Source organism: Polyangium jinanense (assembly GCF_028435365.1).
The window spans coordinates 59039-71558 of the sequence record NZ_JAGTJJ010000048.1 but is presented as its reverse complement, the minus strand read 5'-3'; the positions used below and the strand labels follow the sequence as shown (position 1 = coordinate 71558).

The following is a 12520-nucleotide window of genomic DNA, read 5'->3' as shown; positions in this document are numbered from 1 at the left end:
TGATACAATCGGGGGACGCATGGCTGGGACGCTGGAGACGACATACCGCACCGCCTCGCCGGGGAGACCTCACACGCCCGAGGCCGAAGCCGAAGCCGCGTCGGAGCTCGCCCGACGCGCGAGCCTTTTGCACAAGCTCGTGATCGTGCCCTGCGTCCTGCTCGGGCTGGGGCTCGGCGTCGCGAGTTATTTCCTGCTCCGGAACCTCCAGTTCGAACTCCTGGGCGCGCACATTCCGTGGCTCACGGCCATCGTCGGCATCGGCGGCCCGCTCGGCGGGTCGTTTTACGTCGCCGAGCGCGTGGCGTCGTTCCTCAAGGCGCTGCGGCGGGGCCCGTGGCTCGAGGACGTCGCCGCTCGGTACGGCGTTCCGGTCGAGACGCTCGAGGATTACGCCGCCCTGCTCTGAACCACCACGCGTGCCCGAGGAGGAGCGCGGCGAGCGCGAGGAATGCAGGCGCGCGCAGGTGCCCGAACGCCATCATTGGCGTCACAAGGCGCGCGGCAAGCTGGACCTCGGCGGCGAGTGTCTCCTCCTCGTCGAAACGCGTCCTTGCGAGGATTTCCCCGTCGGCGGAGACGATCGCCGAAATGCCGGAGTTCGTGGCGCGCACCTGGGGCAGACGCGTCTCGATGCTGCGGAATGCGGCGGACACGAGGTGGAGCCTCGGGGCGCGTCCGTCCGGGAACCACGAGTCGTTCGAGAGCGTGACGATGAGATCCGCGCCCTTCGCCGCGGCCTCGGCGACGAACCCGGGGAAAAGGACGTCGTAGCAGATGAGCGGCAAAGCGGTGACGTCGTCGTGCCCGGACGAACCTACTCGCACGACCGCCGGCCCCGGCCCTCGTTTCCAGTGTCCCGCCCAGGGCATCAGGCTGCGCAGCGAGGGCGAATCGAGCATCGGCGGGACCCACTCGGTGAACGGAAAGAGCATGCGCTTGCGGTAGGAAGCGCGCCGCACCTTGCCATTCCCGTCGTTGGTCAAGAAAAACGCCGCGTTGTACTCGTCGTCTCCTTCGCTCTCGTAAGACCCGAACACGAGCGGGACGCCGGTCTTCGCCACGAAGGCGCCGATCTCCTCGTCGAAGGCCGCGCCGTCCTCGCTCTTCGGCGCGCCGAACGTCGTCGGATAGACGGTCTCGGGCCACACGAGGAGCTCGAGGCTTTTCCGTTCGCGAATCGCGTCGGAGAGCTTGAAATGCGTGTCGAGGATCGTGCGAACGGTCTCGAAGGCGCCCTTTTCGGCGCGTAGCTTGTCGTAGTTCGTGATGTTCGCCTGGACAACCCCGACCAAGATCGCGGGCCTCGTGTTCGCCTCGGCGAGCGCCGCGCGCCGGGCTCGACCATACCCCACGCCGGCGAGGACAGCGAGGATCACGAGCGCCGCCGGCAGAGCCGGATGAGCGAATCCGCGGTCCTTCGGCGCCCGCACGAGGCGCACGATCGAGAGCGCGAGGCCCTCGTTCACGAGGAGCAAGAGGAACGAGAGGCCGTGCGCGCCGACGATTTCGGCCCCCTGGCGCAACGACGCGGCCGGGTGGAGGCCGAGCCCGACGGTATCGAAAAAGAGCTTGGGAAACACGAGCTCGACACCGACGTACGCCGCCGCGGCCGCGAGCGCGGCCCGGAGCGCGGGGTATGGACGATCGGCGCGCCGCACGGCGAGGCGCACGAGGGCAAACACCACGAACTGCGGTTCGAGCACGGGCGCGAGGAGCAAAAAGAGAGGCCAGACGAGGCTCGGCGAGGTCGCCGCGTACGAGGCGGCCGTTTCGGGGAACCAGGGGAAAACAAGCGCGACGAAAAAGACGCTCATCACGAGGCCGGCAAAAAGCGCGTCGCGGCGGCGCTCGGCGCGCTCCAGCGTGAGGAGCCAGGGCACGAAGGCGACCAGACAGGCGAGGTACGACGAGCCCGCCGTGCGGCTGCAAACGCCAAGCAGGTATGCCGAGGCGAATGCGCCGAGCGCGAGGACGAGGAGCCGATCCCGGAGGCGCTTCGAGGTCCAGAATCGGCGCAGTCGCTTCGGGAGCGGGCGCGTGCTCATGGTTCTTCGTCCGCGGGCTTTTCCTCCTCGACGCCGGTTTGTCCGGGATCGGCATTCGAGGCGGGGCCACGTTCGTCGCGGTCCGCATAGGCGTCCGCCGGGACCTCCAGGGAAGCGAGGGGCAACCCCTCCGGGGCCATGTCCGGCGGGACGACACGGTCGGGCGGAATCGGAATCACCTTGCCGTTCGCGTCGACGAGCTCGTAATCGGGGTGGTAGAGCAGAATGGGTTCGAGCATCCGCCCCTTGTCGGTCGCCTGGTAATGCCGCACGTACCCGGGCGGCAGCGGAAAATCGTCGGGGACGACGAGGCCTTGCTTGATACGTTTCGTCCCGGGCGCGGGGAACGCGTGAATGCCCGTCTTGGTTTTCGACGCGGTTCCTGGATTTCCGGCAGGGTCGTCGGAAGCGGAAGCTTCATCCGGAACATCCTCGCCTTCCGGGTCCGGATCCTCGACGCCGATCACGCGTGCATTCGGCGCGACGTCTGCCGCGGGGGCGGCTCGCGTGGCCAAGCGGAGCGTCGGCGCGCCCTTGGGACGCGCAGGCGCGCGGACCTCCGTGGTTTGTCCCGGTTTCGCTGTCGTGCCCGAAGCCACTTCGGCCGGCGTCTCCGCTTGCCATTTCCACGACAGAAACGCGACGATCCCCGCCGCGACGAGGCCGAGGGTGATCGGCCCCATGGGAAGACCGCCCCGCCGGAGCTCGACAAGGACGACGCCGTCCCGGTCGACGGATCGCCTTCCGGCACCACGCGAGCGCTCGGCAGGGCGTCGTTTCGTCATGGATCGCTCAGGGCGCGAGCGGGTTGAAGAGCGAATGCGCCCAGCCAGCGCGCTCGTGGCCGTACCGGTTCCAGACCGGGTTCTTGCCGCCCACGATCTGCGCGCCCGAATACTCCGGCGCGCCCGAGCCGGAGCCCGTACCGCCGAAGAGGCCGACATAAAGGGTGCTGCCCGAGTACGAGGGGTGCGTGTCGTCGGAAAGGATGTAGTCGAAGCTCGTCCCCGAGTTCTCGAAATGGCTGTTCGCGTCCCGGATCGTGCCGCGCAGCGTGCTCGTGATACGCGTCACGTAGGCGTCCTCGGTTTCGCCTGGGATGTAGCGGAGCCCGTCCGAGTCGATTTTGCCATCGCCGTTGGAATCGTAGTCGGCGCCCATGTACTCCGCGAACGCGTCGACGCAGTCGAAGCCGTATTGCGCCGCGAGCTTGCATGCGCGGTAATTGCTACGCGCCAGGCGCGGGAACATGGCGGTTTGCTTGTTGACCTTCTGCCCCGAAGACGCGTCCGTGCAGCTCGACGTGGCGTTGTCGGCGTCGTAGCCGGGGTAGTAGAGGTTCATGATCATCTTCTTCTTCGTCGCGGCGTTCGTGTTCGCGTTGATGAACTGCATCGCGAGCTCCTGGTACTTGGTACAGTTCGCCAGCGCCGTGTCGAGCACGCCGTAGCTACACGTTCCGGACTGATCGGCGAAGCTGTCGCGCGCCTGCAAGAAGTCGTTGCCGCACATCTCGAACGTCACGACGCGCGTGTTCGCCGTCTGCATGTGCGATTTCTCGGCGACGATCTTGTTGTTGTAGATGTCGTCGGCCTTCGCGCCCGACTTCGTGCGCCTGATGACCTCGATGTCGCTGTTCCAGCTATTCGAGAGATATTCACCCTGAACCCAGGTGGCGGCGCGCTTGTCGACGTTCGACAGACTGCCATTGTAGCCCGCGAAGATGGAGTCGCCGTATGCAACGACGCGATATTTTGCCGTCGTGCCCGCCCGGTCGATCGTCCACGAGCTGTTCTGCGTCAACGTATTGGCCAGCGCTTCGCGGCCTCCCAGCAGGATCCCGAGCGAAAGAACGGCCTGGCCGAGGCGAAGGGCCGCGACGTTTCCAATGGTGCGCATGACATTCCTCTCCTCGACGATCGCGAAGGATCGTCATCACATGGTCCGCCGGCATCGGCGCGTGGACAAAGGAAACCACGGGCCGGCGTCTATTCAATAACGTAAGTCCTGATCTGTCAACGCGCGAATCGCTGATGGATTGCGTGCACTTCCCATGGAATGTTGCGTGACCAGTGGAGGCGTTGCTCGCGACGCATTGCGAAATGGAGCGGGGCGCCCTCCGCTGCTACACTCGCGCCGTGCCCGACCCCTCGTCCGAGCGCCCCTCTCCGCTGACCCGGCTCGTCGCATCGCTGCACGGCGCGTGGAGGCTCGGGATCACGATCCTCGTGGCCGCGACGCTCGGCGGCGCGCTCGCCGTGCTCGCGCCGAAGCTCCTGTCCCAGCCGGATCACGTGATCACGGAACGGCCGACGCCGTCCCTGCTCCACGCGATCCGCGAGGTGTCGCGGCTGGAGACGGCCGAGGTGCACGTGGAGAAGGTCGTCGACCTGACGGACCGGCAAAGCGCATTCTTCGGGCTCGTCGAGGCGAAAGACGCGCTGCTCCTGGTCGCCGTCGGGCGCGCAGTCGTCGGCGTGGATCTCGGCAAGATGCGCGAAGAGGACGTCTCGTTCGATCCAAAGACCGGCGCCGCGCGGATCGATCTGCCCGAGCCCGAGGTGCTCTCCGCAACGCTCGACGAGGACGGGACATACGTGTTCTCGCGGTCGACGGACCTGCTCGCGAAGCGGAACGAGCAACTCGAAGCAAGCGCGCGCAGGCAAGCGCAACGCGCAATCGAGGCCGCCGCACGCACGCCCGACGTGATGCGCCGCGCGCGAACACAAGCCGAGAAGCAGCTCTCAGCGCTGGCGAAGGCGCTCGGCGCGAAGCGCGTCGAGGTTCACTTCCAATCCCGAGATCGGTGATACGGCGAGCGGCGCTCCCCGCCACCGCCCCCAACCGCCGCGCCGGGGCGCTGCCCCGGGCCCCGCGGGGGCTGTTCGCCCCTCGACCCGAACCAGGGCAAGCCCTGGACCTCAGGGGGAAGAACTGCGCGATGCGCAGTTCTTCCCACAGGCCGGTGGCAAGACTGCGAAGGTGCGTCTCACGCCGTCGGCGTCATGGGTCGAGACGTCAGCGCTGCTGTCTTGGCTGGCGGGGTCGTCGTTGGTCTTGACCTGGCCTGTTCGATGAACTGCGCAATGCGCAGTTCATCGACCCCGGGTCCAGCGCTTGCGCTGGTCCGGGTCCAGGGGCGGATAGCCCCGGTGGGGCCTGGGGCAAAGCCCCAGCGCAGCGCCTGCCAGTTTGTCGGCGCGCCGAACCGTTTGTCCCTTCTCATCTGCCGTTTGTCCGTGTACCGTCTTCCCCATGACGGAAGCGCGATCCACGGCTCCGCAGCGCGGCGACTCCGCAGGCGCGGAGTTCGTCCGGGCTATGTTCAACCTCATCACAGGCGCGCTGAGCATCGGCGTCGCGGTCATGTGTCTCGTCAACGTCTTCGGCTCCACCATCGAGGTCGACCGTCTGGCGAGCCATACCGCCTGCGAAGGCCAATCGGCGACGTGCCAAACACAATATACGATGTGGGAGCGAACGCCCTGGGCGCACACGCTCCAGTTATCGACGCCCGCGGGGACGAAGTCGGTGCAATGCCAGCGCGAGCACATCCTCGTCGGTGCATGGCACTGCACGGAGCTCGGCAAGGCGGTCACGACGACGCCGAGCGCAAGCGCCGCGCCTGCCGTCGCCTTCTCCACGACCGCGCCGCGAAGCGTGGCGCCGAAAGGCAGGCCCCCGGAGCCTTCGCCGTCGCCTCCCGCGCCAAGCGAGGGCGACCGTTAGCCCCGCCGCCGCCCCACGTAGGCCCGCGCGCGCACGACGCCGCGCTCGTAGAGCGGGACGATCGAAGGCGAAAAGCCCGCCTTGCGCAGCTCGGCGAGGAAGGCGTCGGCGGGATACCCGCTCCACACCGCGTAGGCGCCGCCTGGACGCAGCGCGTTGAAGGCGAGGCCCAAGCCCGCCTGCGTATAGAGGCGTGCGTTCGTCCGGAACGACGCCCAGCCTGGGCCGTTGTCGACGTCGAGCAGGATGGCGTCGAGGTTCGAACGACGGCCGATCTCCTCGGCGACGTCGGCGTGCACGAGCTCGACGCGCGGATCGTCGAGCACGCCTGGGGCCACGTGCGAGAGCTCGCCGCGCACGATCTCCGCCACGGCGCGGAGTTTTTCCACGACGATCACGCGCGTCTCGGGGCCCACGGCCGCGAGTGCCGCGGCGAGCGTCGCGCCGAACCCGAGCCCGCCGATCAGGATCGTCTGCGGCGAACGGTCGTCCCGGGCAGAGCCGGCGAGGGCGCCGAACGCCCGCTCGGTTTCCAGGGCTTTGCTGGAAAGGATGGGAGTTTGGCCGAGCAGGAGCTCATGATGCGTGCCGAGATCACGGAGCACGAGCGTCTGACCGGCTTCTTCGAGGACACGAACGACGGCAACCACCCCCGGAGTTTACCCCGCGCGGACGATTTCTCGTACACTGCGCACCGCAATGGTTGAAGAAGTGAAGGCGGGTGCGATCGCCGTGCTTCCTACGGAGCCGGCGAGCGGGGCGCAAAAGCCTGGGGGTTCGGCGAAGGAGGCCGGAGGCGAGGCGAAGGTCTCCATCGGCGTCCTGAAGGAGATCGAGCCGCGCGAGCGGCGCGTGGCCGCGACGCCGGCGTCCGTCGGGCGGCTCGTGAAGATGGGCCTCGAGGTCATCCTCGAGAGCGGGGCCGGCGCGTCGGCCGGGTTCGAGGACGCGGCGTACGCCGAGGCGGGCGCGCGTATCGTGCCGAAGGCGGCCGATGTGTTCCACGAGGCCGACGTGATCACGAAGGTCCGCCCGCCGGGGGCGCACCCGGAGACGGGCGAGCACGAGGCCGATCAGCTCCGCGCCGGGCAAAAACTCATCTCGTTCCTCTGGCCCGCGCAGAACAAGGAGCTCGTCGAGCGGCTCGGCAAACGCAAGGCGACGGTGCTCGCGATGGACGCCGTCCCGCGCATCACGCGCGCGCAGAAGCTCGACGCCCTGAGCGCGATGGCGAACGTGAACGGCTACCGGGCCGTGATCGAGGCGGCTTCGCACTACGGGCGGCTGCTCGGCGGGCAGGTGACGGCCGCGGGGCGCATCAAGCCCGCGCAGGTCTTCATCATCGGCGCGGGCGTCGCGGGGCTCGCGGCGATCGGCGCCGCGCGCGCGCTCGGCGCGATGGTGAAGGCGTTCGATACGCGGCCCGTCGTGCGCGAGCAGGTCACGAGCATGGGCGCGGAGTTCGTCCCGTTCGAGTTCCAGGGCGAGACGGGCGAAGGCCAGGGCGGCTACGCGAAGGAAGTGAGCGAGGCGTACCTCGCGGCCGAGCAGCAGCTCATCGCGGAGCACTGCCGGACGAGCGACATCGTCATCTCGACCGCGCTGATCCCCGGGAAAAAGGCGCCCGAGCTCATCACGTCGGGCGCGGTCGTGGGCATGCACCGCGGCTCGGTGATCGTGGACCTCGCGGCCGAGCAAGGCGGCAACTGCGCGCTCACCGAGCGTGATCGCACGGTGGAGCGGTACGGCGTGACGATCGTGGGGCACACCGATCTCACGAGCCGGATGGCTCGCCAGGCGAGCGAGCTCTACGCCATGACGATCGTCAACCTGCTCGACGAGATCATGGGCAAGAAGAAGACGTGGGAGCTCTCGCTCGACGACGAGATCCAGCGCGGAATGCTGGTCCTGCTCGACGGCGAGCTCAAGTGGCCGCCGCCGCGCCCCGAGATCCGAGGCGGCGCGCCGGCGCCTGCGCCGAAGCCGCCCGCGCACGCCCATCCGAAGCCGGAGGTCCCGGAGAGTCCGTGGCCCGCGCGGATCGGCACGGGCCTCGCGCTCGCGTTCCTCGCGCCCGTTGGCCTCTTCGGAAGCCAGGAGCTCGTGCAACACCTGACGGTCTTCCTGCTCGCGTGTGTCGTCGGCTGGCACCTCGTCTGGAACGTCACGCCCGCGCTCCACACGCCGCTGATGAGCGTCACCAACGCGATCAGCGGCATCATCCTGATCGGCGGCATGCTGCTCGCGGCGAACGGCGGCGGAGGGGGCGCGCCCGTGGCGGCCCTGCTCGGCGCCGTCGCGGTCTTGCTCGCGTCGATCAACGTGGCCGGTGGTTTCCTCGTGACGCAGCGGATGCTGCGCATGTTCCGCAAGTGAGAGGCCGATGCGCATCACCCTCGTGAACGTCGCTTATCTCGTGGCGAGCCTCCTGTTCGTGATGTCCCTCCGCGGGCTCAGCACGCAGCAAACGGCTCGTCGGGGCAACCTCCTCGGTACGGTCGGCATGCTCCTCGCGGTCGCCGTCACGCTCGGCGCCGTCGTGGCGCCCGAGAACAAGGCCCTCGCGGCCGGCCCTTCGGATCTCGGCCTGCTCGCGGCGGCGATCGGCGTGGGCGCCGTGATCGGCGCGGTGCTCGCGGCGCGCGTCGCCATGACGAGCATGCCCGAGCTCGTGGCGGTGCTGCACAGCTTCGTCGGCGCGGCCGCGGCGCTCGTGGGCATCGCCAGCGAGATGAACGGCGTGCGCGCCGGCGGGGCGCCCGACGTCGCGCACCACGTGGAGATCCACGCGGGCGTGTTCATCGGCGCCATCACCTTCACCGGCTCGGTCATCGCGTTCCTCAAGCTGCGCGGCACGATCGGATCGAAGCCGCTCGTGCTCCCGGCGCGTCACGCGCTGAACGCGTCGATGGTCTTCGCGTGTATCTTCCTCGCCATCGCGGCGTTCCGCGGCGGCGAGGACGTGCGCGTGCCCTACCTGCTCGTGTCCACGGGCGTCGCCAGCGTGCTCGGCGCGCACCTCGTGCTCGCGATCGGCGGCGGCGACATGCCCGTCGTGGTCTCGCTCCTGAACAGCTACTCGGGCTGGGCCGCGTCCGCGGCGGGCTTCATGCTCGGCAACGATCTGCTCATCGTGACCGGCGCGCTCGTCGGCAGCTCGGGCGCGATCCTGAGCTACATCATGTGCAAGGCGATGAACCGCTCCATCTGGAACGTGGTCTTCGCGGGCTTCGGCGAGCAGGGCGGCGCGGTGCCGGCGGCGAAGAAGGGCGAGCCGGCGAAGAAGGTGAACGAGACGAGCATCGACGGCGCGGCCGATCTCCTGCTCGGCGCGAAGAACGTGATCGTCGTGCCCGGCTACGGCATGGCCGTCGCGCAGGCGCAGCACGCGGTCAAAGAGATCACGACGCTGCTCGAGCGGCGCGGCACGAAGGCGCGGTACGCGATCCACCCCGTCGCGGGCCGCCTCCCCGGGCACATGAACGTGCTGCTCGCCGAGGCGAACGTCTCGTACGAGGCCGTGAAGGAGATGGAGGAGATCAACGAGGACTTCGAGGAGACCGACGTCGTCATCGTCATCGGCGCGAACGACATCGTGAACCCGAGCGCGCTCGACGATCCCGAGAGCCCGATCTACGGCATGCCCGTGCTCGAGGTGTGGAAGGCCGGGCGCGTGATCATGCTGAAGCGCGGCATGGCCGCGGGCTACGCGGGCGTCGACAACCCGCTCTGCTACCTCGACAACACGCTCATGCTCTTCGGCGACGCCAAGGCGAGCGTGCAGAAGCTCCTGAGCGCTCTCTCCGCCCGCGCCGAGCAACAAGCGGCCTGACGCCGGCCGCGCGATTCCCGACTCCCGCGTCGTAAATCCCATGAGCGAGATCGATCTCCAGCAAGCAGCCGCCACGGCGCGGGCCGCAGTGGAGGCCGCGTCCGCGGCGAGCCTCGTGCACTTTCGGCGCGGCGTCAGGGTGGAGACGAAGCCCGATCGGACGCCCGTCACGGCCGCGGATCGTGACGCCGAGGCGGCCATCTTTGCCGTCATCCGCGCGCGCTTCCCCGATCATGCCCTGCTCGGCGAGGAGACGGGCGCGCACGAAGGCGCGGACAACGAGGCCCGCTGGATCGTCGATCCACTCGACGGCACGCGCGGGTTTTCGCGCGGCGGCTCGTTCTGGGGGCCGCTCGTGGCCCTCGAGCACCGCGGCGTCATCGTGGCCGGCGCGATGGCCCTCCCCGCGCTCGGCGAAACGTACTGGGCGGCGCGGGGGCTCGGCGCGTTTCGTCAGATCGGAACGGAGCCGCCCGAGCGCCTCGCCGTCTCGGGCATCACGAACATCGAAGACGCGACGCTCTCCCTCGGCGAGCCCCGCTGCTTGCTCGCGCCTCCCCTCGGCGAGCGCGTGTCTCGCCTCGCGCTCTCCGCGGCGCAGGCCCGCTGCTACGGAGATCTCGCCGGCTGCGCGCTCGTGCTCACGGGGCGCGCCGAGGCGTGGATCGAGGCGGGCGTGAAGATATGGGACATCGCCGCGCTCGCTGTCCTCGTCGAGGAGGCGGGCGGGCGGTTCACCGATTTCGAGGGCCGTTCGACCGTCGCCTCGGGCCATTGCGTCGCGTCGAATGGCAAGCTGCACGATCACGTCCTCGCCGCGCTCGCCTGATCTTCCCGAATCCGCGCCATCCGGGTACGCTTCCGCGCATGTCGGACGACGCGGGCTGGATCTTCGACCAAGTAAAAACCCTCGTGCGCGCGGGGACCACGAAGAAGGAGCTCTTCGATTCGGTGAAGGCGATGTGCGCCGATCCGAAGTACGACGCGGTCGCCGAGAAGGTGCGCGGCTACGCGGCGAAGTTATGGAACCGGGCCGAGGCCGAGGAGCGCGGGTGGAAAGATGTGAGCACGAACGACCGCATCGACGCGGCGTTCGAGGACCTCACGAAGCGCGGCATCTTCACCGCGCAGAACTTCACGTGCTGTAGCTCCTGCGGTCACTCCGAGGCCTGGGGGACGATGTCCGAGACCGGCGCGCGCGGATACGTGTTTTACCACCAGCAGGACACCGAGCGCGGCGTCGAGGGCGGCGGGCTCATGCTCGCTTATGGAGCGCGCGAGGACGGTCCCTCCGCGGTCCAGGCCGTGGGCCGCGAGATCTGCGACGCGCTCGATCGGTTCGGCGTTCCTTGGACGTGGAACGGACAATCCGACACGCGGATCGAGATCGAGCCGTTCGAATGGCGAAAGCGGCGCGTCTCGGCGCGGCCGCCGATTCCACTCGGCACGCGCGGAACCGTCCTCCCCCGCCCCGAACGTGGCCCCGCCTGGACCGAGGATCTCGACGGCGAGACCGCCGTGCCCGCCGAGCCTCCGCCCGCGGTCACGCTGCGCCATGCCGATGGCCGCGAATGGTCGGCGTGGACCGAATTCAACGCCCTCCGCATCCGCATCAAGGACAGCGACGGCGACATCGTCGAGCGCAAGCGCGCCTGCCGCGACCCCCGCGCGGAGCTCGACGGGATCGTCGCCGAGCTCCGCGCCGACGGTTTTTCCTGAACGATCATTCCGCCGGCTTGTGAATCTCCGAGCTCGCCCACGATGACGGCGGCGCCCATCCGCCCGTGAAGAGCACCGATCCATCGTCGAGCAGCGCCGCCGCCATCAGGCTGCGCGGGCTGCCCAGTGCGGGCGCGAGGAGCCACGTGTTCGCCGCGGGATCGTAGATCTCGACCGAAGCGAGCGTGCTTCCGTTGTCATTCTCGCCGCCGGCCACGAGCAAGCGGCCGTCCGGGAGCCCGAGCGCCACGTCGTTGAAGCGCGTCTCGTGCATCGACGCCGCGCTCGTCCACGAATTCGTGACCGGGCTCCACCGCTCCGCCGTCGCCACCGCGTGAATGCCGACGATCCCGCCCGCCACGAGGACCCCGCCGTCTTCGAGCAGCGCCGCGACGTGCGCGCCGCGCCGCGCCCGCAACGGGCCGGTTTGTCGCCACCGATCACTCTTCGCCTCGTAGATCTCCGCCGTCGCGAGCCGCGCCGATCCGCCCACGCCCGCCGCGACGAGGACGTTTCCGTCCGCGAGCGCGGTCGCCGTGAACTCGGAGCGCGGCGCGGACATCGGCGCGGCGGGACGGAAGACGGAGGTAGCCGGGTCGAACACGTCGACGAGCGCGAGCGTCCGCGCGCCGTCGTATCCCCCGGCGATGAGGACACGGCCGTCCGAGAGCAAGGCCGCGGCATGGTCGATCCGCGGCGCCAGCATCGAGCCCACGCGCGTCCAGGTATTCGATGCCGGATCAAAAACCTCCGCGCTGTCCATCGGAGCGCCCGGCGCTCGCTCGCCGCCGGCGACGAGCACGCGGCCATCGGCGAGGCGGATCGCGATATGATGTGCACGCGCTTCCGATAAGGTTCCAACGGGAACGAATTGCGCTGCGATCGGATCATACACTTCCGCGGTGGCGAGGTACGAATCGCCGTCGAGGCCCCCGACGACGAGGACGCGGCCGTCCGGAAGCGTGGTCGCCGTGTGCGCGCGCCGCGGCGTCATCATCGACGCCACGCTCCACATACGCCCCGCGTTATCGAACGGGGAACGAATACGAGGCCCGAGCAGGCGTGCAGGCACGGGCAATCGAGCGGGCTCGGGCCCCGCGGGACCTGGGGCGGCATCCGCAGGCAGAGCAGGATGGAGGAGCACGAATCCGAGGGCGAGGATCAAGGAGCGAGCTTGTGGGTGTCGCATTTC

Annotated in this window: 12 protein-coding genes; 7 read left to right on the top strand and 5 right to left on the bottom strand. The window is 69.0% G+C overall.

Going from position 1 to position 12520, the window contains the following annotated elements:
• Window positions 1-19: 19 nt before the first annotated feature.
• Entirely contained in the window at window positions 20-409 is a 390-nt protein-coding gene (locus tag KEG57_RS42260; protein WP_272422267.1) for a hypothetical protein, read from the top strand.
• Here KEG57_RS42260 and lnt read toward each other — a convergent pair.
• The 3 genes from lnt to KEG57_RS42245 are packed head-to-tail and all read right to left on the bottom strand — an operon-like array spanning window position 315 to window position 3947.
• Window positions 315-2048: an apolipoprotein N-acyltransferase gene (gene lnt, locus KEG57_RS42255; protein WP_272422266.1), complete on the bottom strand. Its 1734-nt coding sequence runs from the start codon at window positions 2046-2048 to the stop codon at window positions 315-317. The genes KEG57_RS42260 and lnt overlap by 95 nt on opposite strands.
• On the bottom strand, window positions 2045-2833 hold the full coding sequence (locus tag KEG57_RS42250; RefSeq protein ID WP_272422265.1) for a hypothetical protein: 789 nt from the start codon (window positions 2831-2833) through the stop codon (window positions 2045-2047). The genes lnt and KEG57_RS42250 overlap by 4 nt, the downstream gene beginning before the upstream one ends.
• A gap of 7 nt (window positions 2834-2840) precedes the next feature.
• On the bottom strand, window positions 2841-3947 hold the full coding sequence (locus tag KEG57_RS42245; RefSeq protein WP_272422264.1) for an SGNH/GDSL hydrolase family protein: 1107 nt from the start codon (window positions 3945-3947) through the stop codon (window positions 2841-2843).
• Between the two features lie 239 nt (window positions 3948-4186).
• On the opposite strand from KEG57_RS42245, the gene KEG57_RS42240 reads away from it, so the two are divergent.
• Window positions 4187-4858, top strand: a complete 672-nt coding sequence (locus tag KEG57_RS42240) for a DUF4230 domain-containing protein (protein WP_272422263.1) — start codon at window positions 4187-4189, stop codon at window positions 4856-4858.
• Window positions 4859-5303: 445 nt separating this feature from the next.
• Complete coding sequence (locus KEG57_RS42235) at window positions 5304-5777, top strand: hypothetical protein (protein WP_272422262.1); 474 nt, start codon at window positions 5304-5306, stop codon at window positions 5775-5777.
• Here KEG57_RS42235 and KEG57_RS42230 read toward each other — a convergent pair.
• Window positions 5774-6427 carry a polyamine aminopropyltransferase gene (locus KEG57_RS42230; protein ID WP_272422261.1) on the bottom strand — a complete coding sequence of 218 codons (654 nt, stop codon included), beginning with the start codon at window positions 6425-6427 and terminating at the stop codon, window positions 5774-5776. The two genes, KEG57_RS42235 and KEG57_RS42230, sit on opposite strands and share 4 nt — an antisense overlap.
• 49 nt (window positions 6428-6476) lie before the next feature.
• On the opposite strand from KEG57_RS42230, the gene KEG57_RS42225 reads away from it, so the two are divergent.
• The 4 genes from KEG57_RS42225 to KEG57_RS42210 are packed head-to-tail and all read left to right on the top strand — an operon-like array spanning window position 6477 to window position 11328.
• Window positions 6477-8153: a Re/Si-specific NAD(P)(+) transhydrogenase subunit alpha gene (locus KEG57_RS42225; protein WP_272422260.1), complete on the top strand. Its 1677-nt coding sequence runs from the start codon at window positions 6477-6479 to the stop codon at window positions 8151-8153.
• A gap of 7 nt (window positions 8154-8160) precedes the next feature.
• Window positions 8161-9609 carry an NAD(P)(+) transhydrogenase (Re/Si-specific) subunit beta gene (locus KEG57_RS42220; RefSeq protein WP_272422259.1) on the top strand — a complete coding sequence of 483 codons (1449 nt, stop codon included), beginning with the start codon at window positions 8161-8163 and terminating at the stop codon, window positions 9607-9609.
• Window positions 9610-9649: 40 nt separating this feature from the next.
• Window positions 9650-10438, top strand: a complete 789-nt coding sequence (locus tag KEG57_RS42215; protein WP_272422258.1) for an inositol monophosphatase family protein — start codon at window positions 9650-9652, stop codon at window positions 10436-10438.
• A 38-nt stretch (window positions 10439-10476) separates the two neighbouring features.
• Complete coding sequence (locus KEG57_RS42210) at window positions 10477-11328, top strand: DUF6891 domain-containing protein (protein ID WP_272422257.1); 852 nt, start codon at window positions 10477-10479, stop codon at window positions 11326-11328.
• 4 nt (window positions 11329-11332) lie between these two features.
• On the opposite strand, the gene KEG57_RS42205 is transcribed toward KEG57_RS42210, so the two are convergent.
• The gene (locus KEG57_RS42205) at window positions 11333-12343 is read right to left on the bottom strand and encodes a Kelch repeat-containing protein (protein ID WP_272459556.1); all 1011 of its coding nucleotides are present in this window, start codon (window positions 12341-12343) and stop codon (window positions 11333-11335) included.
• Between the last annotated feature and the right edge of the window lie 177 nt (window positions 12344-12520).

Bases quoted from the DNA above. Each gene is read 5' to 3' on its own strand.
- KEG57_RS42210 (WP_272422257.1), top strand. From the start codon at position 10,477: ATGTCGGACGACGCGGGCTGGATCTTCGACCAAGTAAAAACCCTCGTG.
- lnt (WP_272422266.1), bottom strand. From the start codon at position 2,048: ATGAGCACGCGCCCGCTCCCGAAGCGACTGCGCCGATTCTGGACCTCG.
- KEG57_RS42235 (WP_272422262.1), top strand. From the start codon at position 5,304: ATGACGGAAGCGCGATCCACGGCTCCGCAGCGCGGCGACTCCGCAGGC.
- KEG57_RS42250 (WP_272422265.1), bottom strand. From the start codon at position 2,833: ATGACGAAACGACGCCCTGCCGAGCGCTCGCGTGGTGCCGGAAGGCGA.
- KEG57_RS42260 (WP_272422267.1), top strand. From the start codon at position 20: ATGGCTGGGACGCTGGAGACGACATACCGCACCGCCTCGCCGGGGAGA.
- KEG57_RS42205 (WP_272459556.1), bottom strand. From the start codon at position 12,343: ATGTGGAGCGTGGCGTCGATGATGACGCCGCGGCGCGCGCACACGGCG.
- KEG57_RS42215 (WP_272422258.1), top strand. From the start codon at position 9,650: ATGAGCGAGATCGATCTCCAGCAAGCAGCCGCCACGGCGCGGGCCGCA.
- KEG57_RS42225 (WP_272422260.1), top strand. From the start codon at position 6,477: ATGGTTGAAGAAGTGAAGGCGGGTGCGATCGCCGTGCTTCCTACGGAG.
- KEG57_RS42220 (WP_272422259.1), top strand. From the start codon at position 8,161: ATGCGCATCACCCTCGTGAACGTCGCTTATCTCGTGGCGAGCCTCCTG.
- KEG57_RS42245 (WP_272422264.1), bottom strand. From the start codon at position 3,947: ATGCGCACCATTGGAAACGTCGCGGCCCTTCGCCTCGGCCAGGCCGTT.